Consider the following 23504-nt stretch of genomic DNA (forward strand, 5'->3'; position numbering starts at 1 on the left):
GTGGCGCCACCGAGCGCACCTCGCACGCCGTCATCCATTTCGGCGTCGCCCTCGGGGAACGGCAATCCCGGAGCGCACCGCGTCCGGTCGGAAATGAGCCGCCCCACATGAGCCTGAAGAGCCTCGGAGTACTTGCCTCCTCCCGCAAGGAGAACGAGTTCCGGCTGCCGTTGCACCCCAGCCACCTCGAACGGATCGCCCCGGACGTACGCGAGAGGATCTTCCTCGAACAGGGCTACGGCCGGCGGTTCGGCGTAGCCGACGACGCGCTGCGACCACTCGTGGCCGGCCTGCGCTCCCGCGCGGAACTCCTCGCCGAGTGCGACGTCGTGCTGCTGCCCAAGCCGACGCACGGCGACATCGCCGAGCTGCGCGAGGGCCAGGTGCTGTGGGGATGGCCGCACTGCGTGCAGGACGAGAAGATGACCCAGATCGCCATTGACCGGCGGCTGACCCTGATCGCCTGGGAGGCCATGAACCACTGGACCCCCACGGGCGCCTTCAGCGTCCATGTGTTCCACAAGAACAACGAGCTCGCCGGGTACTGCTCGGTGCTGCACGCGCTGCAGCTCGGCGGGCTGACCGGCAGCTACGGGCGCCGCCTGCGCGCGGCGGTCATCAGCTTCGGGGCCACGGCGCGCGGGGCGGTCACGGGCCTCGGTGCCATGGGGGTTTCCGATGTCACGGTGCTCACCCAGCGCGCCGCCGCGGCGGTGGCCTCGCCGATGCCCTCGGTCGTGATGGGCCACTTCGAGGAGCAGGAGGAGGACCCCTCGCGCCTGCAGGTATCCACCGCGACCGGTCCCGTGCCGCTGGCGGAGTACCTGGCCGGGTTCGACATCATCGTCAACTGCATCCTGCAGGACACCGACGCGCCGCTCATGTTCGTCACCGACGAGGAACTCGCCCTGTTCCGGCCGGGTACCTTCTTCGTCGACGTCTCCTGCGACGAGGGCATGGGCTTCGAATGGGCCCGCCCGAGCACCTTCGGCGAACCCATGCTCGCGGTGGGGCCGGGTTGCCACTACTACGCGGTGGATCACAGCCCGTCCCACCTGTGGAACTCCGCCACCTGGGAGATCAGCGAGGCGCTCCTTCCCTATCTGCGCAAGGTCATGAGCGGTCCCGCGGCATGGGACCGCGACGTCACGGTCCAGAAGGCCATCGAGGTCCGCGACGGCGTCGTCCAGAACCCGAAGATCCTCTCCTTCCAGCACCGGCAAGCCTCCTATCCCCATGCTCCCGAGGTCCGGGCGAGCTCGCTGGGCCGACCAGGTCCGGACGCGGACTTCGCGGTGGAGGAGCAGCGGACCGGCGAGGTGTGAGACGGTCGGCGGCTCGCTTCCGGCGCGCAGGGAACCGGCTGGACAGGGCTCCTTACTGTGGCCGATGATCTCCGGCATGATCCGTGCCGCCGCCGTGGACGACGTCGCCGAGATCCGCGCGATGATCCGCGAACTCGCCGCGTACGAACGGTCGGCCGAGCAGGCCCGAGTGACCGGGGAGCAGCTCCGCGAGGCGCTGTTCGGCGAGCATCCCGCCGCGTTCGCGCTGCTCGCCGAGGACGACGAGACGGGCGAGCCCCTGGGCTTCGCTCTGTGGTTCCCCCGTTTCTCGACCTGGACCGGCACACGCGGCATGCATCTGGAGGACCTGTACGTCAGGCCGCAGGCCCGAGGCGGCGGACACGGCAAGGCTCTGCTCGCCGCCCTGGCCGCGATCTGTGAGCGACACGGCTACGAGCGCTTCGAGTGGTGGGTCCTGGCCTGGAACGAGCCGACGATCGCCTTCTACAAGTCCCTCGGCGTGGAGCTCCTGAACGAGTGGACCGTCTGCCGGCTGAGCGGTGAACCCCTCGCGAGACTCGCCGCGGCCTCGCCGGTGGCGGCAGAGGCGCTCCCGGCCCCGGCGTCCTGACCGCCCATCCGTCCCGGCTACCGGACCGCGGCGGTAGCGGTCATCCGGGCGCGTGCTCCAAGGATTCCCAGGCTGTGGGTCCGCCCGGGTGCGCCCCGTGAATTTCCGCCAGAACCGGGCCGTCGGCCGTAAGACTCCGTCTCCGGACTCCCTCACCGTCATTCGGGCTTCTGCGCCAGGAAGGTGGCGATCGTCCGGTTCGCCCCTTCGGCCGGCTCCTCCAGCAGTCGTGCGGTGAGGACGAGCCCGGCCCGGTCCAACATCGCGGCGATCCGATCCGCCGGGAGCAGATGGGACTCGTAGGACACCGGATGACCGCCGTACGCCCGCGTCGGACGCAGACAGACGTCGTCTCCCACATGACCGGCCATCATCAGACGGCCGCCGGGTGCGAGCGTGCGGTGGAACTCGGCGAACACGCGGGGCAACGACCCCGGCGGTGTGTGGTGCGTGGAGTAGTAGGCCAGGATGCCGCCGAGACAGTCGTCCCGAATCGCCGGCGAGGTCATCGAGCCCACCTCGAAGCGCAGACCCGGGTAGGCCTGTCGGGCCAGCTCGATCATCTTCGGGGACAGGTCGACGCCGAAGGCGGACACCCCCAGGTCCGCCAGATGCGCCGTGACCTTGCCAGGCCCGCATCCAAGGTCCGCGACCGGCCCTCGGCCGGCCACCCGCACGGTTTCGGCGAAGGCGGCCAACATCGCACGGGACAGCGGATCCAGCTCCGCGGGGGACTTGACGCGTTCCGCATAGTCGGCGGCGACGGTGTCGTACGACTCCTGGATCGCGGCAAGGTAGGAGGGCTCTATCACCTGGCGACTGTAGGGGGCGACACCGACAACCCGGGGACGGGCGCCCGTGAGGGGTGCGGGTGCGGGTGCGGGTGCGGGGCGGGTGACGGGGCCGGGTGACGGGTCGGGGTGACGGGGCCGGGTGACACGACACACTATTGCAAGCAGGTGCTTGCAATAGTTAGCGGCGTTGGTGCACAGTGGAGACATGGCATCGCTCAACGTCGGCAATCTCGGTGAGTACCTGCGCGAGCAGCGGCGCAACGCGCAGCTGTCGCTCCGGCAACTCGCCGACGCCGCCGGGGTGTCCAATCCGTATCTGAGCCAGATCGAGCGCGGGCTGCGCAAGCCGAGCGCGGAGGTGCTCCAGCAGGTCGCCAAGGCGCTGCGGATCTCCGCCGAGACGCTGTACGTGCGGGCCGGCATCCTCGACGCGGAACGGGACGGGGAAGAGCACCGACGGGACGGCGCGACCCGCGCGGTCGTCCTCGCCGACCCCACGCTGACCGAGCAGCAGAAGCAGGTGCTGCTCCAGATCTACGAGTCCTTCCGCAAGGAGAACGGATTCGTGGACGGCGACGGTGCGGCGGGCCCGCAGGGCCAGGAGAGCGACGCCGGTCCGCAGCAGACGGCCAGTTGACCGGACCAGGGGACCGGCCGCCCCGCTGCGAACCTGTATGACCCTCAGCCGAACAACGACGTAAGTGATGAACACGCCGTACGCGAAACATAAGACGCATACGGCACACACGACCAACACGACGAACGTGAATCCGGGAGGACCTTCACCATGGCCATCACCGACGACCTGCGCAAGACCTTCAGCGACCCGACTCCGTTCTACTTCGCCGCGGGCACCGCCGATCTGGCCCTCCAGCAGGCGAAGAAGGTGCCGGGTCTGGTGGAGCAGCTGCGCACCGAGGCCCCGGCCCGTTTCGAGGCCGTCCGCAACACCGACCCCAAGGTCGTGCAGGAGAAGGCCGGCGCCCGCGCCAAGGAGGCGACCGCCAGGGCCAAGGAGGCGACCGCCAAGGCCAAGGAGGCGCAGGAGGCGCTGCAGGCCAAGGTCACCGACTTCATCAGCAACCTCGACGGGGACATCAAGAAGATCGGCAGCACCCTCGACACCGATCTGAAGAAGTTCGGCGAGTCCGCCCAGGACTTCGCGCTGCGCGGTGTCGGCGTCGCCGCCGAGTACGCCGTCAAGGCCCGCGAGACGTACGAGAAGGTCGCCGAGCACGGTGAGCAGGCCGTGCGGACCTGGCGCGGCGAGGCCGCCGAGGAGATCGAGGAGCTCGCCATCGCGGTCGAGCCCGGCTCCGAGCCCAAGCCCGCGCCCGCGGCCTCGCCGGTCGTGGTCAAGGAGGAGCCGAAGCCCGCTCCGGCCACGGCCCAGGCCGAGCCCACCGAACTGAAGAAGCCCGTCGCCAAGAAGGCTCCGGTCCGCAAGCCCGCCGCGAAGAAGACGACGCCGCCGGCCAAGTGAGAACGAGAGCCGGGACGGACACGGCGGACACGGACATACGGTCACGGGCCGGGCACTCATGGAGTGCCCGGCCCGTTGTACGGGTAGCGGGAGTGCGGTTGCGGGTACGGTGACCGCGTAAGGACGAGCGAGTCGAATCGCGTCGAGTCGGGTGGTGGACGTTGTGCTGATCCAAGGCTTCGCCGGGCTGCTGTGGCTGCTCTACCTCGCCATGCTGGTCCTCGCCGTGGTGGCGCTGGTGATGGCCGCTCTGTTCCGCGACGACGCCTACCGGGCCGCCGACAAGCAGAACAAGGGCTTCTGGCTGATCATCCTCGGCATCGCGGTGGCGGTGAACCTTCTGGTACCGATGCTCTTCCTCCAGCTCGCGGGACTCGTCGCCACGATCGTCTTCTTCGTGGACGTACGACCGGCCCTCCGGCAGGTCGGCGGGGGCGGCGGCTGGGGTCGCAGGCGCGGCGGCAGCAGCAGCGACGGCCCGTACGGCCCCTACAACGGCGGCCGGTAGCGCGCGCGGCGCCGGACATCCGTCGGGCGCCCGGTCTCGTAACCCTGCCCGGTCATGGACAGGGCTACGGCTACGGCCTTGGAGCCGGGACCGCGACGGCTGGGGCTCCGGGGCCGGGACCATGACGGTTGCGGCTACGGAGCCGGGACCGCGACCCGGTCCAGCAGCACCACTGCCACGTCGTCGGTCAGCTCGCCCCCGTTGAGCTCACGCACCTCGTTCACCGCGGCCCGCAGCAAGGCCTCGCCGCGCAGCCCCTCGGAGAGCTGGCGGCGGATCATCTCCACCATGCCGTCCTGGCCCAGCCGCTCCCGGCCCTCGCCGATCCGTCCCTCGATCAGGCCGTCGGTGTAGAGCATCAGGCTCCACTCGGCGCCCAGTTCGACCTGCATCCGAGGCCAGCGGGCGCCCGGCAGCAGACCGAGGGCGGGGCCGTTGTTGTCGAACGGCAGCAGGCGCGCGGGCCGGTCCGGGCGGGCGATCAGCGGCGCCGGGTGCCCGGCCAGGCACAGGCCGGCCCGGCGGCCGTCGGGTGCGATGTCCACCGTGCACAGCGTCGCGAAGATCTCGTCGTCGTCGCGCTCGTGCTCCAGTACCTGCTGAAGCGTGTTCAGCAGTTCGTCCCCACACAGGCCCGCCAGCGTCAGCGCCCGCCAGGCGATACGCAGCTCCACGCCGAGCGCCGCCTCGTCCGGGCCGTGCCCGCAGACGTCGCCGATCATGGCGTGCACAGTGCCGTCGGGCGTACGGACCGTGTCGTAGAAGTCCCCGCCGAGCAGTGCGCGCGAACGGCCGGGGCGGTAGCGGGCGGCGAAGCGCAGCGGGGACCCCTCCAGCAGGGGCGTGGGCAGCAGGCCGCGTTCCAGGCGGGCGTTCTCCTGCGCGCGCAGCTTGCCCTCGGCGAGCCGCCGCTCCGCCGTGTCGGAACGTTTCCTCTCCACCGCGTAGCGGATCGCGCGGCTCAGCAGCCGGCCGTCCAGCTCGTCCTTGTAGAGATAGTCCTGGGCGCCCACGCGTACCGCCTCGGCGCCGCGTCCGGCGTCACCGGACGCGGTGAGCGCGAGCACGGCGTGCCGGGGCGCGAGCCGGAGCACATGGCGCAGGACGGCGAGCTCGTCGTCGGGCTCGCCCGCCTTGCCGGGGGCCGGCAGCGCGAGGTCCAGCAGGATGCAGTGGACGTCGTGGGTCAGCAGCCGCTCGGCCTCGGTGAGGTTGCGGGCGGTGCGCACCCGGATCGGCCTGCCGTCCGCGTCGAGCAGGTCGTGGACGATCGGCGCGGCCGTGGGGTCGTCCTCGATCAGCAGCAGCGTGAGGGTGGTGTGGGCGGTGCTCACGCCGGCGGCGCTCACGCCTGTGGTGCTCACGCCGGTGGCGCTCGGGCCGTCGGCGCTCACGCTGGTGGTGCTCACGCTGGTGGTGCTCACGCCATGGTGGACGCCGTCGGCGGGCGGGGCGTTGAGCGCGGTGTTGTGCGCGTTGTCGTCGTGCGCGGTGTTGTTCCCGGCCGTCGTCGCCTCGTTGCGAACGGTTTCCTTGCCGGAGGGGCCGCCGACTGCGGGCGCGGCCTGCGCCTGACCACTTTCCACGGCCGGGATCGCTCTCTGCCGCGGTACGGGTACGGGCATCGTCCTGGTTCCTTCCCTCCCCCCGAGGGCATGGCGGGGACGAGGGACCTCGACCCACCGACGGGGACCATAGCGGCAGAAGGCGCCGCAACGGAATGGTGTGAGACAGGCCGCTTGATCTCTGGCCACTGTCATATGCCGCGTTCTGTACCGCATTTGGGCAGGGCGGGTGTGACGCGGGGATGACGAACGTCACGTCCACGCGGCGTTTGCCGACGGGGCGAGGTGCCCTGGGTCACGTGGTGGGGGGCACCCCGAGGGATCGCCCGGGCGACCGGCCTTGACCCGGCCGCCCGCCGGGCCGCCCGCCCGGCCGCCGACGTGGCCACCGACGCGGCCAACCGCCCTGCCGCCCGCCGGGGCAACCGGCCGTCCGCTCTGCCGTCGGGCGACCTCACGCGTCCGGCCGGACCACCCCGAGTATCGGCATCGAACCCGCCCCCGCCAGCGTGACCGTACGGCCGGGGCGCGGGGCGTGGATGATCGAGCCGTCCCCCACGTACAGCGCGACATGGCTGGCGTCGTCGAAGTAGATGATCAGGTCGCCGGGCCGCATGTCCGCGACGGCGATGTGCGGCAGCTGCTTCCACTGCTCCTGCGAGGTACGCGGTATCGGCCGGCCGGCGCTCCTCCAGGCCTCGGAGGTCAGTCCGGAGCAGTCGAAGGAGTCCGGGCCCTCCGCGCCCCACACGTACGGCTTGCCGATCTGAGCGGTGGCGAACTGCACGGCCTGCTTGCCCTGTACGGACGCCGCGCTGTTGATCTCGTCGAGGACACCGGTGCCCAGCCAGGCGGTCTGCGCCTCCTGTGCCACCTTCGCCTCGAGCTGTTCGAGGCGCTTCTTCTCCTCCTTCTCGAGCTGGGACTGGAGTTTCTCGGCCGCCGCGATCTGCTTCTCGATCTTCTTCTGGGCCGTCGCCTTCGTCTTGCGGCCCGCCTCCAGCTTTTTCCACTGAGTGGAGGCGTCCTTGGAGTACTGCTCCAAGTCCTGCTGGGCGCGGGTGAGTTCGACGATCAGGCCCTTGGTCGCGCGCTCACCCTGGCGTACCCGGCCGGCTCCGTCGAGGAACTCCGACGGGTCATCGCTCAGCATCAACTGCGCCTCGTCCGGCAGGCCACCGGTGCGGTACTGGGCGCGGGCGGCGGCGCCCGCACGGTTCTTGAGGTCGTCCAGCTTCTCCTGGCCCGCGACGATCTTCTTGGCCAGTTCCACGATCTCCGCGGACTGCTTCTTCGCCGCTTCCTCGGCCGCGTTGTAGGCGTCGGTGGCGACCGCGGCGTCGTGGTAGAGCGCTTCGAGCTTGGTGCGGACGGCCTCGAGGTCCTTGTTGGACGCGGTGGAGGGGAGCGGCGGGGTCGTCGAACTCGCCGTCGGCGACGGTGTGGGGCCCGGGTCGGCGAACGCGGTACCGGGTGCGCCCAGCACGGTGACCGCGCAGACCACCGCCACAGCCGCCGCGAGCAGGCCGCGCTTGCCCGTTCCCATACCCCGTCCCCCAACCCCTGATTAACCGTCAGTAACTTACGGTGCCCGGGGGATCGTGCCACGTCACAGCCGAAAACTACAGAGGTGGCGACGGAACGACAGGGCGGCTCCCAGCCGCAACAGTCCTTCCCCTCTTCCCCACCCGCTCATGACGATCTCCCCGCCTGTGTGACGAACGACTCACGGAGATCGTTCCCTACGGCCCTGCGGGACTTCCGCCGGCAGGGCCCGGCCGGGGGCCCCGGTCAGTTGCGGGGTGCCAACGCCCCCCACCGCACCGTCACTTCCCCCTGCCGCCACCGCACCGGCCCGTCCGTCACCGGCCAGTCGGCCGTCAGGTCGCGCACCGTGCGGATCCAGCGCTGGCGGGCGCCGTACGACGCGTAGGGCGCGGCGGCCGCCCAGGCGCGGTCGAAGTCGCGGAGGAAGGCGTGCACCGGCTCACCCGGGACATTGCGGTGGATCAGGGCCTTGGGCAACCGCTCCGCCAGGTCCGAGGGCCGTTCCAGGGATCCCAGCCGGGTCGCGAAGGTGACCGTGCGCGGCCCCTCCGGTCCGAGCGCGACCCACACGTGCCTGCGTCCGATCTCGTCGCAGGTCCCCTCGACGAGCAGTCCGCCACGGGACCCGGTCACCGGATCGGCCGGCGTGAGCCGCGCGCACAGCCGCTCCCAGACGGCGGCGACCTCGACCTCGTCGTACTGCCGCAGCACGTTGGCGGCGCGTACGAGGTGCGGCCGTCCGGGCACCGGGATCTCGAACCCGCCGTGCCGGAAGACCAGCCCGTCCCGCTCGTAGGGCCGGGCGGCCGCCACCCGGGCCGGTTCGATCTCGACGCCCACGACACACGCGCGTGGCGCGACGGAACGCAGCCGCCGCAGCAATTCCACGGCCGTCCAGGGCGCGGCCCCGTACCCGAGGTCGACGGCGAGCGGATCGGCGGCGCGCCGCAGCTCGGCGCCGTACGTCGCGGCGATCCAGCGGTCCATGCGGCGCAGCCGGTTGGGGTTCGTCGTCCCGCGCGTGACCGTGCCCACGGGGCGGGCAGGGGTGCGGGATGTCATGCCTACGAGGGTAATGCGGCACCGCGATCAGCCCGTCCGGCGTCCCAAGCCGTCCGGTGTCCGAGCCCGAGAACCGCTCGGACACCCCACGCGGCGCACACGGCGCACGTGACGCACACACACCTCGAACGGTTGAGCGAAACGCGGTAATGACTGAGCAAAAACCGCCCCTTTCCGTAACCCGCCAGGAATGGGAACGCATTCCTCCGGTGTTGCACCCCCTTGGAGGGCCCCACACCCTCCTTCCGGCATGCCCGCAGCAAGGAGGAACGCCCGTGAGCCAGTACGCCAACAGGCTCGGGCGTCGCTCTTCGGCGGCACCTTCGCGGCTCAGGCTCCACCGCCGCCCCCGCCGCGTCGCGATGCTCTCCGTGCACACCTCTCCGCTCCACCAGCCCGGCACCGGCGACGCGGGCGGCATGAACGTCTACATCGTCGAACTCGCGCAGCGCCTCGCCGCGATCAACATCGAGGTCGAGATCTTCACGCGCGCCACCACCGGCGGCCTCCCGCCGACCGTCGAGCTGGCCCCCGGAGTCCTCGTGCGGCATGTCGACGCCGGCCCCTACGAGGGCCTCGCCAAGGAGGACCTCCCGGCCCAGCTGTGCGCCTTCACGCACGGCGTGATGCAGGCCTGGGCCGGTCACCGGCCCGGCTACTACGACCTCGTGCACTCCCACTACTGGCTCTCCGGCCACGTCGGCTGGCTGGCCGCCCAGCGCTGGGGTGCCCCTCTGGTGCACGCCATGCACACCATGGCCAAGGTCAAGAACGCCAACCTGGCCGACGGCGACACCCCCGAGCCCGCCGCCCGTGTCATCGGTGAGACCCAGATCGTCGCCGCCGCCGACCGCCTCATCGCCAACACGGCGGAGGAGGCCGACGAACTCGTACGGCACTACGACGCCGGCCCCGGCAAGGTCGCCGTGGTGCACCCGGGCGTCAACCTCGACCGCTTCGCCCCGGCGGACGGCCGGGCCGCCGCCCGCGCCCGGCTCGACCTGCCCCAGGACGCGCTGGTCCCCCTCTTCGCAGGCCGCATCCAGCCCCTGAAGGCTCCGGACATCCTCCTGCGCGCGGTGGCCGTCCTGCTCGACGAGCGCCCCGAGCTCCGCTCCCGCATCGTCGTCCCGGTCGTCGGAGGCCCCAGCGGCAGCGGCCTGGCCAAGCCCGAGGGACTGCAGAAACTGGCCGCGCGGCTCGGCATCGCGGACGTCGTACGGTTCCGGCCGCCGGTCGGCCAGGATCAGCTCGCGGACTGGTTCCGGGCGGCGTCGCTGCTGGTCGTGCCCTCCTACAGCGAGTCCTTCGGCCTGGTCGCCATAGAGGCGCAGGCAGCGGGCACCCCGGTGCTGGCGGCCTCCGTCGGCGGGCTCCCGGTGGCCGTCCGGGACGGCGAGACGGGCTTCCTGGTGCAGGGCCACGACCCGGCCGCCTACGCGCGCGTGCTCGCACGTTTCGCCGACGGTCCCGACCTGCCCGCCCGGATGGGCGCGGCCGCGACCGCGCACGCCCAGTCCTTCGGCTGGGACACGGCAGCAGCCGCCACCGCCGACGTCTACGCGGCCGCGACCCAGTCCCACCGCCGTCGCGTACGCTCCGAGCATGGGTGACGTGGAGAAGACGGCCGCACAGGTCATCGAGGGTTTCCTGGAGGACGCGGAACTGGAGTGGGAGAGCCCGGCCCCCGGCACCTACGTGGTCCAGCTCCCCGGTACCCGCAAACTCAAGACGACCGTCTCCCTCATCGTCGGCCGCCACTCCCTCTCCCTGAACGCCTTCGTCATCCGTCATCCCGACGAGAACGAGTCCGGCGTCCACCGCTGGCTCCTGGAGCGCAACCTCAAGCTGTACGGCGTGAGTTACGCCGTCGACCGGCTCGGCGACGTCTACGTCACGGCACGCCTCCCGCTCGCCACGGTCACCGCCGACGAGATCGACCGCCTCATGGGCCAGGTACTGGAGGCCGCCGACGGCGCCTTCAACACCCTGCTGGAGCTGGGCTTCGCGAGCGCCATCCGCAGGGAGTACGAGTGGCGGGTCTCCCGGGGCGAACCGACCCGCAACCTGGACGCGTTCACGCATCTGACGCACCGGCCGACCGACCCGACCGACCCGACCGACCCGAAGGGCCCGACCGACCCGAAGGGCCCGACGAACCCGACGGACTCAGCGGATCGGCCGGGCTCGGCCGACTGACCCCGGGAACGGTCAGGAAGCGCCGGCGTTGGAGCCGGCGTCCGGGTCAGGGGCAGCAGTAGGGCTAGGGGTACGGGTAGGCGGAGAGTCGAGCTGATCGGCGAAGGCGCGCAGGGCGTCGGCCAGTTCCCGCTTGGTGGGCAGCTGGTCCAGCTTGTCGTCGAGTTCCGTGAGGCGCCGGTTGATCTCGTCCAGGTCGGCCGGTGCGGTGGGCGTTGGGGTGGGCGGGTGCGCGGTATCCGTCGGGTCGGGACCGGTGCCGACGCTGGTCCCGCCGTCGACGCCCGCGCTGGTCCCGCCGTCGACGCCCGCGCTGGTCCCGCCGTCGACGCCGCCGGTGGTTCCGCCGGAGATGTCGCTCCCCGTGTCGCCCCCGGTCTCGGCGGGTGCCTCGGTGACCGGCTGCTGGGTGGACGCGCTCGGTATGGGGGTGGCGGGTTCCTCGTCCGAACCGGCCGCGAGGGCGATGCCGACGCTCAGAGCCACGAGGGCCGCCGCTCCCGCGACGGCGACCGAGATCCGTCTCGCGTGTAAGGCGCCCCGGGCGGACGGGACGTGGGGTTCCTGCGGGTCTGGTGTGCCGGAGGCGTGCTGTGTCTCATCCATGGCTGCGACGCTATCCACCGGTGATCAGCGGACGGAGGCCTTCCGTCGATCCCGGTACCGCCCCGGCGTGACTCCCACCAACCTCCGGAAATGGCGGGTGAGATGAGCCTGGTCGTAGAAGCCGGCCGCCGCCGCGACCTCCCCCGGCGGCCGCCCGTCGAGCAGCAGCCGACGGGCGAGGTCGACGCGCCGGGCGGTGAGGTACTGGTGCGGCGCGATGCCGTACGCCGTGCTGAACGCCCGTACCAGGTGGGCCGGATGGGCCCGTACGAGCCCCGCGGCCTCGCCCAGCGTCAGGCCCTGGACGAGGCGTTCGTCCAGCAGTTCACGCAGGCGGCCCGCGAGGGCGGGATCGCGGCGCTGGGCTGTGGCGCCCTGTCCCGTTCGCAGGTGGTCCCGCAGCCGCTCACCGATCAGTGTCAGCCGGCTGTCGGCCTCCAACTCGTCGCCGGGCCGGGCGAGTGAGGAGTGCAGCTGTCCGACCCGCCGACGCAGCACGGGATCGCGCAGGTCGGGTGCGTCGACGGCGGCTCCGATGAGGTTTTCGCCGAGCACGCCGACGTCGAGGTACAGGACCCGCTTGCGGAAGCCCCCCGAGGTGGCCGGCGAACCGTTGTGCGGCACGTGCGGCGGCAGCAGGGACACGGTGTCGTGCGGGGTGCCGTGCTGGTGCCGGTCGAGGTCGTACCGTACGGCGCCGTCGTCGACGATGAGCAGCGTCCAGGCCTCGTGGACATGCATCGGGTACGCGTACTCGGTGAAGTGGGCGTGGAAGACCTCCACGACACCCGGGACGGCCGGGCGCCAGGCGGAGACTTCCTGCCGGGGGGCCATGCAAAGAACGTACAAGACGTCGTCGTACGGCAACCGGCAGTCTCACCGCATGACCACGAGCACGAGCATCACCATGAGCACAGCCGCCGGGGCCACCGCGAGCACGAGCCCGAGCACGAGCCCGAGCACGAGCACGAGCCCGAGCCCGAGCCCGAGCACCGAACCCGTCCGCTTCGATACGAAGATCGCCGTCCTGCTGCGCGAGGACCTGGCGACCTGGCAGCGCCTGAACGTCACCGCGTTCCTGGTCAGCGGCCTCGGGACGGCGCTCCCCGAGGTGATCGGGGAGCCGTACGAGGACGCGGACGGCGTGCGCTGCCTCTCGATGTTCCGTCAGCCGGTGCTGGTCTTCGAAGGCACGAAGGAGACGCTCACGGCCGCCCACGCGCGCGTGCTCTCCCGGTCCCTGCCGCGCGCGGTGTTCACCAGCGACCTCTTCGCCACCGGCAACGACCGCGACAACCGCGCGGCGGTACGCGCCGTACCGACGGCCGACCTGGACCTCGTGGGCCTGGCGCTGTACGGACCGAGGAACGCGGTGGACAAGGCGCTGAAGGGCGCACGGATGCACCCGTAGCGGACGTCGGCAGAGGTCAGGCGGCGCTGGTCTCCGGCTCCGGGGCGGCGGCCGCACGGTCGCGGGAGGAGAGCTCGCCGGAGGAAGGGGAGGAGGCGGCCTTCCGGGCGGACGATTCCTCGGTCGCCGGCGGTTGCCGCATCAGCACGGCGTAGCCGACCCCCGCCGTCGTGCCGACCACCGCGCACATGCCCCACAGCCACGCCGCCCCGAACCGGTCGATGACGAAGCCGGACATCACCGGGGCGACCAGGGAGGCCAGGGCCCAGGAAAGCGTGTACATGCCCTGGTAGCGCCCGCGCCCGTGGGTGGGGGAGAGGCGGACGACGAGCCCGGTCTGGGTCGGCGCGTTGACGATCTCCGCCAGGGTCCACACGCAGACGGTCAGCGCGAAGACGCCGACCGACCCGGCGAAGGCGGTGAGTCCGAACCCGTACCCGGCGAGCACCGAGGAGACGACCAGCAGCCGTCGCGGGTCCCGGTGCTCGATGAACCGGGTGACGGGGATCTGCAACGCGACGATGAGCACACCGTTGACGGCGATCGCCATGCCGTAGTCGGCAGGTGTGAACCCGGCCGCGCCCATCGCCACTGGCAGCCCCACGGATCCCTGCTGGAAGACGAGCGCGACGAGGAAGGACAGCCCCACGACGCCCATGAACCGCCCGTCGCGCAGCACGGTCCCCATCCCGACGGTGTCCTCCCGTACGGCCTTCTCATCCCGTTCCGGCCGGGACTCGGGCAGCTTGAGGAAGACGACGACCGCGCAGACGAGGGTCATCCCCGACTCGATGAGGAACCCGGCGCGGTAGCTGACCTCGGCGATGAACCCAGCGGCCATGGAGGAGACGGCGAACCCGAGGTTGATGGCCCAGTAGTTGAGCGAGAAGGCGCGGACCCGGTCCTCGGGCCGCACGATGTCGGCCATCATCGCCTGCACGGCCGGCCGGGAGGCGTTGGAGGCCATCCCGACGAGGAAGGCGACGCCGGCGATGGCGACGGGGTGCTCCACGAACCCGAGCAGCGCCACCGCGGCGGCGGTCGAGGTCTGTGCCACGAGCAGGGTGGGCCGCCGCCCCAGCCGGTCCGCCATGACCCCGCCGCCGAGCGACGAGACGACCCCGCCGAGCCCGAGCAGGGAGGCGACGAGTCCGGCGTAGGAGGCGGAGTACCCTCGGTCGAGTGTCAGGTACAGCGCCATGAAGGTGGCGACGAAGCCGCCGAGCCGGTTGACGAGGGTGCTGGTCCACAGCCACCAGAACTCGCGGGGCAGCCCGGAGAGGGTCTCGCGGGCGGCACGTCTCAGGACGGCGACGGACATGGCGGATCCCCCGGAAAGAAAGCGGTCGGTGCGAACGGCTGATGTAAGTGGCTCAGGCGGCGCTCAGAACTTACGAGAGGAGAAGCGCGGGAGGCCACTCAATTAACAGATCCCGTCAACCGTCAGGGGGCCTGTCCGCTGTACGAGCGGGCGCACAACGGATCGGAGCGGTGGATTACGCTCATACGCATGGCCGACGCACCGTACAAGCTGATCCTCCTCCGTCACGGCGAGAGCGAGTGGAACGCGAAGAACCTGTTCACCGGCTGGGTGGACGTCAACCTCAACGAGAAGGGCGAGAAGGAGGCGGTCCGCGGTGGCGAACTCCTGAAGGATGCCGACCTCCTCCCCGACGTGGTCCACACGTCCCTCCAGAAGCGCGCGATCCGCACGGCCCAGCTGGCCCTCGAATCCGCCGACCGCCACTGGATCCCGGTGCACCGCTCCTGGCGCCTGAACGAGCGCCACTACGGCGCCCTCCAGGGCAAGGACAAGGCGCAGACCCTCGCGGAGTTCGGCGAGGAGCAGTTCATGCTCTGGCGCCGCTCCTACGACACCCCGCCCCCGCCGCTGTCGGACGACTCCGAGTTCTCCCAGGCCTCCGACCCCCGGTACGCCTCCATCCCCCCGGAGCTGCGCCCCCGCACGGAGTGCCTCAAGGACGTCGTCGTCCGCATGCTCCCGTACTGGTACGACGCCATCGTCCCGGACCTCCTGTCCGGCCGCACGGTCCTGGTCGCCGCCCACGGAAACTCGCTCCGAGCCCTCGTCAAGCACCTCGACGGCGTCTCCGACGCCGACATCGCGGGCCTGAACATCCCGACGGGCATCCCCCTCGCCTACGAACTCGACGCCGACTTCAAGCCGGTGACCCCGGGCGGAACCTACCTCGACCCGGAAGCGGCCGCAGCAGCGATCGAAGCAGTCAAAAACCAGGGCAAGAAGAAGTAACACGACACCGATAAGCCCCCGACCTGCGGTTTCTTGGCAGGTCGGGGGCTTTATGGTGGGGCTGGGCCGTCTCTGGGCCGTCAGGTGCGACGACGCCAGCGGCGGACCCGGATGTCGAGGACGATCAGAAGCGCCACGGGGACGGCGATCTCGGCGGGTGCGTCGGCCCAGAGGGCGAGTGCACCGCCGGCCGTGCCGATGAGTGCGAGCGGCAAGTCACGGGGACAGATGTCGACGGTGACACCTGCGCGTGGGACCATGTGGCCTCCATCTGTGGTCGGTTCCTGGCAAGGGTTCCGGGTGCGGAAATGGAAACGAATGCCGCCCCTGTACGGGCGGCATTCGCATGCTGCTGGAACTTTCCCATAGTCCTCACGCGCTGGACAAACGTGCAGCTAAAAGCCCTCTTGTTCGTTTGCGTGGACGGACTGTCCACGATCGTGGACAGTCAGACGCGCTGCTGCTTACGACAACGCTGGCTTTTCCCAACCTTTCCAGAAGTCGCCGGGTGGGTTCCGGTGCCCTCGCTGTACTGCGGTGTACTGCGGTGCCTTTGGTGTGCTCACCCCGGCCGGGCTGCGGCCTAGCGGGCCTCTCTCGTCTAGGTCTCTTCGAGGCGAGCAATATCCCTTCCTTGCTAGGGAGGGATATTGGGTTAGCTGTTATGCCTTCTCGTTTCCTTGTAGGTCTTCCGTGAACTCTTTACGTTTTCCGTAGGTGCTTGTTATTGCCTTGCGTGTGCGCTCTTGGCTCGACGGCATGAGATGCGCGTACACGCGGAGCGTCAGACCCGGGTCCAAGTGGCCGAGGTACTCGGCGAGAGCCTTGATGTTCTCCCCGGCGTCCAGGAGCACCGAGGCGTAGAAGTGTCGGAGCGCGTGCATGCCGTTCTCGCGGGACTCGGCGTACGGCTCGCCGGGCTTCCGCTCGGGGATCACCCCGGCCGAGGCCAGCGCCCGCTTCCACGCCTCCTCGTTGAGCGACGTCCGCCAGACGTGACCACCGCGCGGCCCGGTGAAGATCAGCCGCTTGGTGACCGGAGGCCCGTCCGCCACCTTCCACGGCAAGGTGATGCCGACCGGCGGGAACCGCTTCATGTGGGCCCGCAGGGCATCAGCGACCGGACCGGGCAGCGGCACGTCCCGGAGCTTGCCCCCCTTGGGCGGGGCGAAGACGGCCTTGCTTCGGCTCAGCTTGAGCTGCTGGACCACGTGGAGGGTGTCCGACTCGAAGTCGATCGCGTCGACGGCCACGCCGAGGATCTCGCCCTGTCGCAACCCGCAGCCGCCACCCAGGTCGACCATGGCCCGGAACCGCTCGGGCATGCCGGCCCGGACGGCGAAGACGCGTTCCGGCGTCCAGGGGGCGACGCGCCTGTCATCGACGGTGGGCGGCCGGACCGATCGAGCCGCACACGGGTTCCGGGGAAGGTGTCCGTCGTCCACGGCCGCGCTGAGGGCGGCACGGACGTTGGAGTAGATGGTGCGGGCGTACGACCCCCGGATGCCGTTTTCACTCAGCTGCCTCACCCAGTCCCGGATGTGCGCAGGTTGGAAGGAGCCGAGCGGGCGCGATCCCAGGTACGGGAAGGCGTGCAGCCGAAGCTGCGACTCCATCGAAGCCTGAGTGTTCGGGTCGGCCCCCTGCGTGGATACCCATGTCTCGGCGTACTGCTGAAAGGTGACCCGGGCGGCACGCGGGTCGATGTACTGCCCGCGGGCCATGTCCGCCTCGGTGTGGGCGAGCCACTGGTCAGCAAGTCGCTTCTGTCTGTCGGGGAAGCTCTTGGACTTCTCCGTACCGTCTGGGCCGACGTACCGAGCGCGGTAGCGCGCGCCCGAGCCATAGCGCTCGCTTTTCACTCTGCGGGCCGTGCCGTCCGGACCGACCTCGGTCTTGTACCAGCGGTCTTGGATGTGCCCGGCCATTAGGCAGCCGCCCTCTCACGCTGAGAGTCCACCCAGGCGCGCACGTCGGCCGGGTCGAAGCGCAGGTGCCGGCCGACGCGGAACCCACGGGGACCAGTCCGCTTCCGACGCCACTGGTAGACCGTCTCGACGCTGGGCAGCTCGAACATTTCCACCAGGTCCTCAGGGGTCAGGTACCGCGAGGGCAGGGCGCGCGGTTCGGCGGCCACGTCGGCCAGGGCGAGGCGTCGGCTAGCCACGGGTGGGTTCTCCTTCTGTTCCGAGGGCGGGTTCGAGGGATGCGGCGAGCCAGGCTTCGGCGTCGGAGAGCCCGGTTCCGGCGAAGACCCAGTGAGCGAGCACGTAAGTCGTCTCGGGGGAGGGTTCCTTCGCCGCTGCCTGTGTTCGTCGCCATTCGGCGCGGGCGTCGCGGAGTGCGCCGAGGGTGGTGGAGTAGCGGCGGGACTTGGTGGAGAAGTGGCCGCGGAAGCCGAGCATGTGAGCCCAGGCACGCAGGCGGAGGTGGTCGAGATCCTTACGAGCGCCGAGGGCCCAGGCGGTTCGGATCAGGCGTCGGGCGTGCTCGCTAGTGTCGAGCTGGGCGAGTTCGGCGACGAACTTCAGCGGACGGTCGAGAGCTCCCGTTGCCGTCTCCGCTCCCTTGGTGGCGTACTTGGCGATGTAGGCGGCGACGGCGCGTTCGGTGAGCTCCTGGCCGTCGTTGAAGTCGGCGGATCGGATGGTGCGGACGTCGAGTTGGCGGCCAAAGGCGAAGGTGTGGGCTCGACCGTCGATGGTCGGGCCGTCGACCTGGACCTTGGACGCGGCAGCGCCGATGGCGTCGGTCAGCAGATCGGCGGTGGCCCAGGCCGGGGGTGGAGTCTCGCCGCCGCCGGGGCCATCGAGGCGTATGACCGCGTGAAAGTGGACCGCACCGCGCTTCTGGTATTCGGCGACCTTGGCGAAGGAGACGCGGGCGTGGTCGCGGAGTTCCCGTTGCGACAGGCCGGCGTGCTTGGCGACCTCCCGGCGCAGGTAGGTCGAGAAGCGGCGCCAGAGGGGACCGGCGTGCGCGTTCCAGAGGACGGCGGCTTCGTAGTCATAGGTGTCCGGGTCGAGCGGGGAGCCGAGGGCTGCGTCCTCCTGGTCGTGGTGGGTGCCGCAGCGGCAGGGGCGTCCGTCGGTGCGGCGGTTGTGGACCGGGCCGAAGCCGGGGGCGGTGAAGGTGGCGAAGACGCGGGGGTGCGTGGCGACGTGTTCCGGAGTGCCCTTGCCGCCGCGCAGCCCGGCGGTGATCAGTTGGAAGGTGTCGCGGCGATAGACCTCGGAGCAGGCCGCGCAGCGGGTCGTGCGGCGGTTGTTGCAGCGGACGAGGAGTTGGCCGGCGGGGAGGTCGCCCGAGTTGAGCTGGTGGAGGACGCGGCCGATCTCGCCGGTTGCGGTGTCGACGTCGTATTCGGTGCGGTGGCCGTCGAGGCGGATCGGGTGGGTGCAGCCGCCGAGGCCGGAGAGCTGGCGGAGGATACCGGGCAGGGTGCCGCCTGCGGCGAGGTTGCTGAGTTCCGGGAGTGGGGGCGGGGTGGCGCGGGTGAAGATGACGGTTCTCCTTCTGACGAGCACTTCGGGAGGAGTGGGCCTCCGGGGCGGCGAGTACGTGGCGGTGTCGCGCCGCCCCGGTGGCCAGGCCGCAGGTCAGCGGCGGTGGTGGTCGCGGAGCAACGAGCGGAGGACCACGGCGGCGACGGCGACCGAGATGGCCGTGACGGCGACGGCGGCCAGAAGCGCGGTGAGGACGACTCCGCCGACGAGCACGGCTGCGACGGTCTTCTGGTCGACGGAGACCGACGGGAGCGGGCGCCGCACCGGGAGGGGGGCCGAGTCGGTCGGGGCGTGGGTGTGCGCGGGCGGCGGGGTGGGGTTGTCCGGGTACTTGGGCAGGAACACGGCGAACTCCTTATCTACTCGTCTAGTCATGTGAGTCGTTTACGACGTCGACACCGGTACGCGTGCCGGACTCGATGGCGGGGGCGAGGAAGGTGCGCGAGAGCCAGAAGCCGAAGAGGGTGATCAGGACGACGATCCAGACGCGGACGCCGAGGAACTTGACCGCCGCCCAGGCGAAAAAGCCGAGGACGACGACGAGCGGCAGGCTGACGGTCACGGGGTAGGGGGTCCTTTCAACGGACGGGGCAGCGGTGGGTGCGGGCGGCCAGCTCGGCGGCGGCTCGGCTGTCGTAGTCGGCGGAGAAGTTGCAGCGCGGGGCGGTGCAGGCGGCGGTGTGCTTCTCGCGGCCGCGGTGGTCGTAGGCGGTTCCGACCTGCACGGGACCGATGCGGGTGACGTTGCGGAAGCGGCGGTTGGCGGTCATCAGAGCTCCCTTCAGAGGTGGGTGGCGATGGCTTCGGCCATGGGCGCCGGGACGCCGAGGCGGGCGCGCAGGGTGGTGACGTCCATGGGGGTGCCGGTTCGGGTGTGGTGCTCGGCGGCGACCTTGCGGGCGTGGTCGATGAGGGCGGCCGGGACCGGGACGGCCGGGCGGTCCGACGGGGCCTCGATGGCGGGTGGAGCCGGGGCGGTCGGCTCGGGGGCCGTTTCGGGCTCGTCCTCCTGGTCCTCGATGGCCTCGGCGTCGTCAGCCGTCTTGGGTGTGGTGTGGGCGAGGAGGGTGCCGCCGAGGAAGGCGACGGCGGGCCAGCCCGCGACGAGGATGCGCAGCCAGGCCGGGACGTCGCCGAGGTCGAGGAGGCCGGCCGTGGCGACGTTCGCACCGAGCGAGGCGGCGAGCGCGATGACGAACCAGCACCAGGCCGCCCCTTTGGCCGAGCCGGAGCGCAGTCGACGCCAGGCGGCGACGAGCAACAGGTCGACGGAGACGGGATAGGCCCAGGCCTTCCAACCGTCCTGTCCGGCCGCCACCGCGACGTCGTGAATGTGCGCGAAGGACAGCGCGGCGGCGATGAGCGCCTGGACGAGTACCGCGTCGATGCGGGCCAGTTGAGCGCGCATGAGGACGCCTCCTTTCTGGTTCAGGCATGGGAGGGGTAGGGACGTGGCGCGAGACGGTCACGCCGACCGGAGTGCGGTGAGGCTCAGTCCGTGAGGGGGCTCGGCTGAACAGCGGGCCCCGGCCGCTCGACGGAGGACAGAGGAACGGGCACGCAGGGCCGGAACGGCTTCAGCGCGGGGAGATTCGGCACCAGATGGGCCGTCTCCCGGCAGACGTCAGCGGCGTCGCCGAGGGAGAGATACGGGGTGCGGATGCGGGACCAGCCGCCGGACGTGTCACCCGCGACGGCGAGACCGGGACGTTCGGCGGGGATGGCGCATGCGGCGAGGACCGCTTCCGGCGCGATGTCACCCAGGGCCATCTTCGCGGAGGCCTCATCGTTCACGCGGTGGCAGACCCGGCCGGTGAGCTGGGCCCGGAGCATGGTCGCGCCCTTGCCGAGTTCGGCACCGAAGCGCTGTCCGCAGACTTCCAGGTAGATGCCGGCCGCGCGGCCGAGCTGGGCGAGGCGGATGAGCTGGGTGACCATCTCATCCCGGCGTTCCTCGTCCTTGCGGGTGGCGGTCAGGAACAGTTCGGCCACCTCGTCGACGAACAGCACGACGGGCACGGGCCGTTCGCTGTCGGGCAGGCCCCAGATGTCGGAGGTGATCTCCTCGTCCGGAGTGCTGGGGGCGATGCCCTGGCGGGCTTTGATCAGGTCGTACCGGTCCTCCATTTCCTTGACCAGGACGGGCAGGAGCTCTGCGGCTTCGTCCGGATCGGTGGCCAGAGCCGAGAGGCGTGCGGCGAATGGGGCCAGCTCGACCCCGCGCTTGCAGTCGACGCCGACGAGGGCGACGTCCTGCGGCGCAAGGCCCGAGACGAGATGGCGCAGGTACATGGACTTGCCCGACAGCGTTGCGCCGAGCGTGAGTTGGTGGGGAACGGCCCGGTAGTCGCGGACGAAGGGCATGGCATCCTCGCGGAACGCGACGGGCACCTTGAGGAATCCACCCTCGGTCTTGCGAGGCATGCGGACCTTGCACAGGACGTCGAAGCCGACCAGCCGCAATTCGACGACACCGGGCTTGACGGTGGAGACGTACACGGCGTGGACGCCCCAGGCATGCCGCAGCCGTTCGGCCGAGGCGGCGACGTCGGCGGGTTCCTGCCCAGGAGCGAGGCGGAGCCGAAGCCGTAAGCCGGTCGAGGTGGGCCGGATGATGCCCCGGCGGGGCGGGACGGGGCGCACTTCCCGTCGGGTGGTGGCCTTGACGGCGAGGATGCGCAGCCGGGACGGGGCGACGGTCAGGCCGCAGGCTTCCATGACCGAGGCGTACGAGCTGAGCAGCCGGACGGTGGATATCGGACCGCCGACGGCAGACCAGTAGAGGCCGGGGTGGTGGGCCCGGGTGTAGGCGGCCCCACCGCCGAGCGCGGCGACGGGACCACCTACCTCCAGAAGCGTCGCGAGTTCGGACATCAGGCCGAGGCCCCCATTGCGGCCGGGAAGACGGCCGGGGTGACGGCAGCGGCCCGGAAGGCGATTCCGTGACGCTGCTGGCCGTTGAACACGGACTCCCACGGCCGGGCGATCAGCCCCGGCAGCGAGACCGGCGCGCCGAGGTTCAGCCCCTCGGAGACGCCGCCTTCCGGGACGGTGACCTTGATGAGCGAGGACTCGCCGTCCTCGATGTAGACGACGCCGATGGTCATCAGCGCCTCGCCGCTGACGGCGTCCTTGGCGATCTCGCCGGTCTGCCGGTCACGGACCTTCGGCTCGGGAGCCTCGGTGAGGAGGATCGTCGCGGCGGAGGTCTCAACACGGATGGTGCGCACAGGCACGTTCCTATCTACTCGTCTATACAAGGAGCGATCTGCGAACCCGATTGCTCGGGCTCGCGACGATCACCTTGCCACACAACTTGCCCACTCGTCTATACGAGTAAGCGTGTTGGGGTGTACGAGTTCGAGAAGCGTGCCGGCCACTGTCAGACCCATCCGTCAGAATCCGGCCATGCTGATAGCGACAAACGCCAACGGCCTCGTGGTCAAGCGCCCCTCGAAGCCGGCCATCGGGACGATGCTCGCCAACTTGCAACGCGGTATCGAGCACATGGTGCTTGAGCGGCAAGAGGAGGACCTCGAAGGGGACTGGTACATCCAGGTCCTGTTCCGGGCCAACAACACCTACCAGCTGGAGTACCGGGACGGCGTCCCTGCCGAGCACTACCAGACGCAGACCGTCTCGCAGGAGAAGGTGCGGGAGGCGCTCATCGGCTGGGCGACCGGCAAGCCGGACTGGCGCGAAGGCTTCATGTGGAACAACATCGGCGACATGTTCACACCGGAGGCCTAGCACCCCACCGACACCGGTCATGCGATCACGTCGCCGGGAGCTGGTACGCCAGGACGTAAGCATCCGCCGCCATGACCGTGTCGCAGACCTCGACGGGTCGCTTTTCGGTGTCGAAGGCGGTCCGGATCAGGTGGATCACGGGCACGCCGGCCGCCAGTCGTAGCGTGCGCACCTCGTCCGGCGAGGGCATCCGGGCGCGGATCTCTTCCTCGAAGTGGTCGAGGCGGTGGCCCAGCTCTTCGAGTCGGGCGTAGATGCCGCCGGGGCCGGGGTTGGGTTCGGCGATCTGCGTGCCGCGGGCGATGTCGAGCGGCAGGTAGGAGGTGGCGAACTCGACCGGTCGCCCGTCGAGGAGATAGCGGCGCCGACGCGCGAGGACCCGCCGCACGGACCCGAGCCGCGTGGAGATGTCCTGGCTGGCCTTCTCTTCCTTCACTTCAAGGCTATCGACCTGCGGGTGGCTGCCCGCCGCGTCGGCTTCGACGATGAACGCGGACTTCCCCTGCTCGCGATGACGACGGGCGAAGCGGTCCGAGGCGAGACGCCGCACGGGCGGACGCGGCCGGACGAAGACGCCCTTGCCGTGCTCGGCGTGGACGAGGCCTTCCCCCTGGAGGATGGAGAAGGAGTTGCGGACCGTCATCCGGGAGACCCCGTAGTGGTCGACGAGCTCAGCTTCCGAGGGCAGCTTCTCGCCCTCCCTGAATCGCCCACGGTCGATGGCCTCACGCAGCTGGTCGGCGATCTGCCGGAAGACCGCACGATCACTCGTGGGGTCGAGATCACCGAGCAGGCCCGAAGAAAGAGGGCTCACGTGTGTACTCCTTTAGGTATCTAGACGAGTGGGTGAGTGCTTGTTGCTACGGTGGAGAGCCTAGCCATC

The 23504-nt window shown here is 70.5% G+C and carries 27 protein-coding genes and 1 pseudogene; 10 read left to right on the forward strand and 18 right to left on the reverse strand.

Annotation, left to right across the window (positions count from 1 at the left end):
• Window positions 1-107: 107 nt before the first annotated feature.
• Together ACFWBB_RS25405 and ACFWBB_RS25410 are read left to right on the forward strand one after the other, a co-directional pair.
• Window positions 108-1325 carry a N(5)-(carboxyethyl)ornithine synthase gene (locus tag ACFWBB_RS25405; RefSeq protein WP_385276822.1) on the forward strand — a complete coding sequence of 406 codons (1218 nt, stop codon included), beginning with the start codon at window positions 108-110 and terminating at the stop codon, window positions 1323-1325.
• 76 nt (window positions 1326-1401) lie between these two features.
• Window positions 1402-1917 carry a GNAT family N-acetyltransferase gene (locus ACFWBB_RS25410; RefSeq protein ID WP_385276825.1) on the forward strand — a complete coding sequence of 172 codons (516 nt, stop codon included), beginning with the start codon at window positions 1402-1404 and terminating at the stop codon, window positions 1915-1917.
• Window positions 1918-2075: 158 nt separating this feature from the next.
• On the opposite strand, the gene ACFWBB_RS25415 is transcribed toward ACFWBB_RS25410, so the two are convergent.
• Complete coding sequence (locus ACFWBB_RS25415; protein ID WP_385276828.1) at window positions 2076-2729, reverse strand: class I SAM-dependent methyltransferase; 654 nt, start codon at window positions 2727-2729, stop codon at window positions 2076-2078.
• 187 nt (window positions 2730-2916) lie between these two features.
• Between ACFWBB_RS25415 and ACFWBB_RS25420 the strand changes: the two genes are divergently transcribed.
• From ACFWBB_RS25420 to ACFWBB_RS25430, 3 genes are all read left to right on the forward strand, one after another.
• Window positions 2917-3348: a helix-turn-helix domain-containing protein gene (locus ACFWBB_RS25420; RefSeq protein ID WP_385276831.1), complete on the forward strand. Its 432-nt coding sequence runs from the start codon at window positions 2917-2919 to the stop codon at window positions 3346-3348.
• Between the two features lie 150 nt (window positions 3349-3498).
• Window positions 3499-4194, forward strand: a complete 696-nt coding sequence (locus ACFWBB_RS25425; protein WP_385276834.1) for a hypothetical protein — start codon at window positions 3499-3501, stop codon at window positions 4192-4194.
• A gap of 163 nt (window positions 4195-4357) precedes the next feature.
• Window positions 4358-4702 carry a DUF2516 family protein gene (locus ACFWBB_RS25430; protein ID WP_328484594.1) on the forward strand — a complete coding sequence of 115 codons (345 nt, stop codon included), beginning with the start codon at window positions 4358-4360 and terminating at the stop codon, window positions 4700-4702.
• Window positions 4703-4836: 134 nt separating this feature from the next.
• On the opposite strand, the gene ACFWBB_RS25435 is transcribed toward ACFWBB_RS25430, so the two are convergent.
• From ACFWBB_RS25435 to ACFWBB_RS25445, 3 genes are all read right to left on the reverse strand, one after another.
• Window positions 4837-6327 carry a PP2C family protein-serine/threonine phosphatase gene (locus ACFWBB_RS25435; RefSeq protein WP_385276837.1) on the reverse strand — a complete coding sequence of 497 codons (1491 nt, stop codon included), beginning with the start codon at window positions 6325-6327 and terminating at the stop codon, window positions 4837-4839.
• A gap of 394 nt (window positions 6328-6721) precedes the next feature.
• Window positions 6722-7813 carry an NlpC/P60 family protein gene (locus ACFWBB_RS25440; RefSeq protein WP_385276841.1) on the reverse strand — a complete coding sequence of 364 codons (1092 nt, stop codon included), beginning with the start codon at window positions 7811-7813 and terminating at the stop codon, window positions 6722-6724.
• 245 nt (window positions 7814-8058) lie between these two features.
• Window positions 8059-8877, reverse strand: a complete 819-nt coding sequence (locus ACFWBB_RS25445) for a class I SAM-dependent methyltransferase (protein WP_385276844.1) — start codon at window positions 8875-8877, stop codon at window positions 8059-8061.
• A gap of 275 nt (window positions 8878-9152) precedes the next feature.
• Between ACFWBB_RS25445 and mshA the strand changes: the two genes are divergently transcribed.
• The gene (gene mshA / locus ACFWBB_RS25450) at window positions 9153-10490 is read left to right on the forward strand and encodes a D-inositol-3-phosphate glycosyltransferase (protein ID WP_385276847.1); all 1338 of its coding nucleotides are present in this window, start codon (window positions 9153-9155) and stop codon (window positions 10488-10490) included.
• Window positions 10483-10983 (forward strand): annotated as a pseudogene (locus ACFWBB_RS25455) (YbjN domain-containing protein); the annotation flags it as partial. The gene mshA and the pseudogene ACFWBB_RS25455, both read left to right, overlap by 8 nt.
• A 105-nt stretch (window positions 10984-11088) precedes the next feature.
• Here ACFWBB_RS25455 and ACFWBB_RS25460 read toward each other — a convergent pair.
• Entirely contained in the window at window positions 11089-11682 is a 594-nt protein-coding gene (locus ACFWBB_RS25460) for a hypothetical protein (protein ID WP_385276850.1), read from the reverse strand.
• A 24-nt stretch (window positions 11683-11706) separates the two neighbouring features.
• On the reverse strand, window positions 11707-12516 hold the full coding sequence (locus ACFWBB_RS25465; protein ID WP_385276853.1) for an AraC family transcriptional regulator: 810 nt from the start codon (window positions 12514-12516) through the stop codon (window positions 11707-11709).
• A gap of 49 nt (window positions 12517-12565) precedes the next feature.
• Here ACFWBB_RS25465 and ACFWBB_RS25470 point away from each other — a divergent pair, with 49 nt between their 5' ends.
• Window positions 12566-13093 (forward strand): DUF2000 family protein, encoded by a 528-nt coding sequence (locus tag ACFWBB_RS25470; RefSeq protein WP_385276856.1) that lies wholly within the window; start codon window positions 12566-12568, stop codon window positions 13091-13093.
• 16 nt (window positions 13094-13109) lie between these two features.
• Here the strand turns inward: ACFWBB_RS25470 and ACFWBB_RS25475 are convergent, their stop codons facing one another.
• Window positions 13110-14414: an MDR family MFS transporter gene (locus tag ACFWBB_RS25475; protein WP_385276859.1), complete on the reverse strand. Its 1305-nt coding sequence runs from the start codon at window positions 14412-14414 to the stop codon at window positions 13110-13112.
• A gap of 189 nt (window positions 14415-14603) precedes the next feature.
• Here ACFWBB_RS25475 and ACFWBB_RS25480 point away from each other — a divergent pair, with 189 nt between their 5' ends.
• A complete protein-coding gene (locus ACFWBB_RS25480; protein ID WP_385276862.1) occupies window positions 14604-15365 on the forward strand; it encodes a phosphoglyceromutase in 762 nt (253 codons plus the stop codon).
• Between the two features lie 80 nt (window positions 15366-15445).
• Here the strand turns inward: ACFWBB_RS25480 and ACFWBB_RS25485 are convergent, their stop codons facing one another.
• The 10 genes from ACFWBB_RS25485 to ACFWBB_RS25530 all read right to left on the reverse strand — a co-directional run bounded on the left by ACFWBB_RS25485 (window position 15446) and on the right by ACFWBB_RS25530 (window position 22101).
• A complete protein-coding gene (locus ACFWBB_RS25485) occupies window positions 15446-15625 on the reverse strand; it encodes a hypothetical protein (protein ID WP_200744950.1) in 180 nt (59 codons plus the stop codon).
• Between the two features lie 402 nt (window positions 15626-16027).
• Complete coding sequence (locus ACFWBB_RS25490; protein WP_385276866.1) at window positions 16028-17293, reverse strand: tyrosine-type recombinase/integrase; 1266 nt, start codon at window positions 17291-17293, stop codon at window positions 16028-16030.
• Window positions 17293-17532 (reverse strand): helix-turn-helix transcriptional regulator, encoded by a 240-nt coding sequence (locus ACFWBB_RS25495; protein WP_385276869.1) that lies wholly within the window; start codon window positions 17530-17532, stop codon window positions 17293-17295. The genes ACFWBB_RS25490 and ACFWBB_RS25495 overlap by 1 nt, the downstream gene beginning before the upstream one ends.
• Complete coding sequence (locus tag ACFWBB_RS25500; RefSeq protein WP_385276938.1) at window positions 17525-18805, reverse strand: replication initiator; 1281 nt, start codon at window positions 18803-18805, stop codon at window positions 17525-17527. Before ACFWBB_RS25500 ends, ACFWBB_RS25495 begins: the two co-directional genes overlap by 8 nt.
• A gap of 159 nt (window positions 18806-18964) precedes the next feature.
• The gene (locus ACFWBB_RS25505; RefSeq protein WP_385276941.1) at window positions 18965-19216 is read right to left on the reverse strand and encodes a SpdD protein; all 252 of its coding nucleotides are present in this window, start codon (window positions 19214-19216) and stop codon (window positions 18965-18967) included.
• A 22-nt stretch (window positions 19217-19238) separates the two neighbouring features.
• Entirely contained in the window at window positions 19239-19433 is a 195-nt protein-coding gene (locus ACFWBB_RS25510; RefSeq protein WP_385276872.1) for a hypothetical protein, read from the reverse strand.
• Between the two features lie 16 nt (window positions 19434-19449).
• Window positions 19450-19641, reverse strand: a complete 192-nt coding sequence (locus ACFWBB_RS25515; protein WP_010985414.1) for a mobile element transfer protein — start codon at window positions 19639-19641, stop codon at window positions 19450-19452.
• Window positions 19642-19652: 11 nt separating this feature from the next.
• Window positions 19653-20279: a DUF2637 domain-containing protein gene (locus tag ACFWBB_RS25520; protein ID WP_385276877.1), complete on the reverse strand. Its 627-nt coding sequence runs from the start codon at window positions 20277-20279 to the stop codon at window positions 19653-19655.
• 83 nt (window positions 20280-20362) lie between these two features.
• Complete coding sequence (locus ACFWBB_RS25525; RefSeq protein ID WP_385276880.1) at window positions 20363-21745, reverse strand: FtsK/SpoIIIE domain-containing protein; 1383 nt, start codon at window positions 21743-21745, stop codon at window positions 20363-20365.
• Window positions 21745-22101, reverse strand: a complete 357-nt coding sequence (locus ACFWBB_RS25530; protein WP_385276883.1) for a hypothetical protein — start codon at window positions 22099-22101, stop codon at window positions 21745-21747. The genes ACFWBB_RS25525 and ACFWBB_RS25530 overlap by 1 nt, the downstream gene beginning before the upstream one ends.
• A gap of 178 nt (window positions 22102-22279) precedes the next feature.
• On the opposite strand from ACFWBB_RS25530, the gene ACFWBB_RS25535 reads away from it, so the two are divergent.
• Window positions 22280-22621: a hypothetical protein gene (locus ACFWBB_RS25535; RefSeq protein WP_385276886.1), complete on the forward strand. Its 342-nt coding sequence runs from the start codon at window positions 22280-22282 to the stop codon at window positions 22619-22621.
• A 25-nt stretch (window positions 22622-22646) separates the two neighbouring features.
• Here the strand turns inward: ACFWBB_RS25535 and ACFWBB_RS25540 are convergent, their stop codons facing one another.
• Window positions 22647-23435 (reverse strand): GntR family transcriptional regulator, encoded by a 789-nt coding sequence (locus ACFWBB_RS25540; RefSeq protein WP_057600682.1) that lies wholly within the window; start codon window positions 23433-23435, stop codon window positions 22647-22649.
• Window positions 23436-23504: the final 69 nt, after the last annotated feature.

Origin of the sequence: Streptomyces sp. NPDC060000 (assembly GCF_042737375.1) — a bacterium.
Classification (GTDB): Bacteria; Actinomycetota; Actinomycetes; order Streptomycetales; family Streptomycetaceae; genus Streptomyces.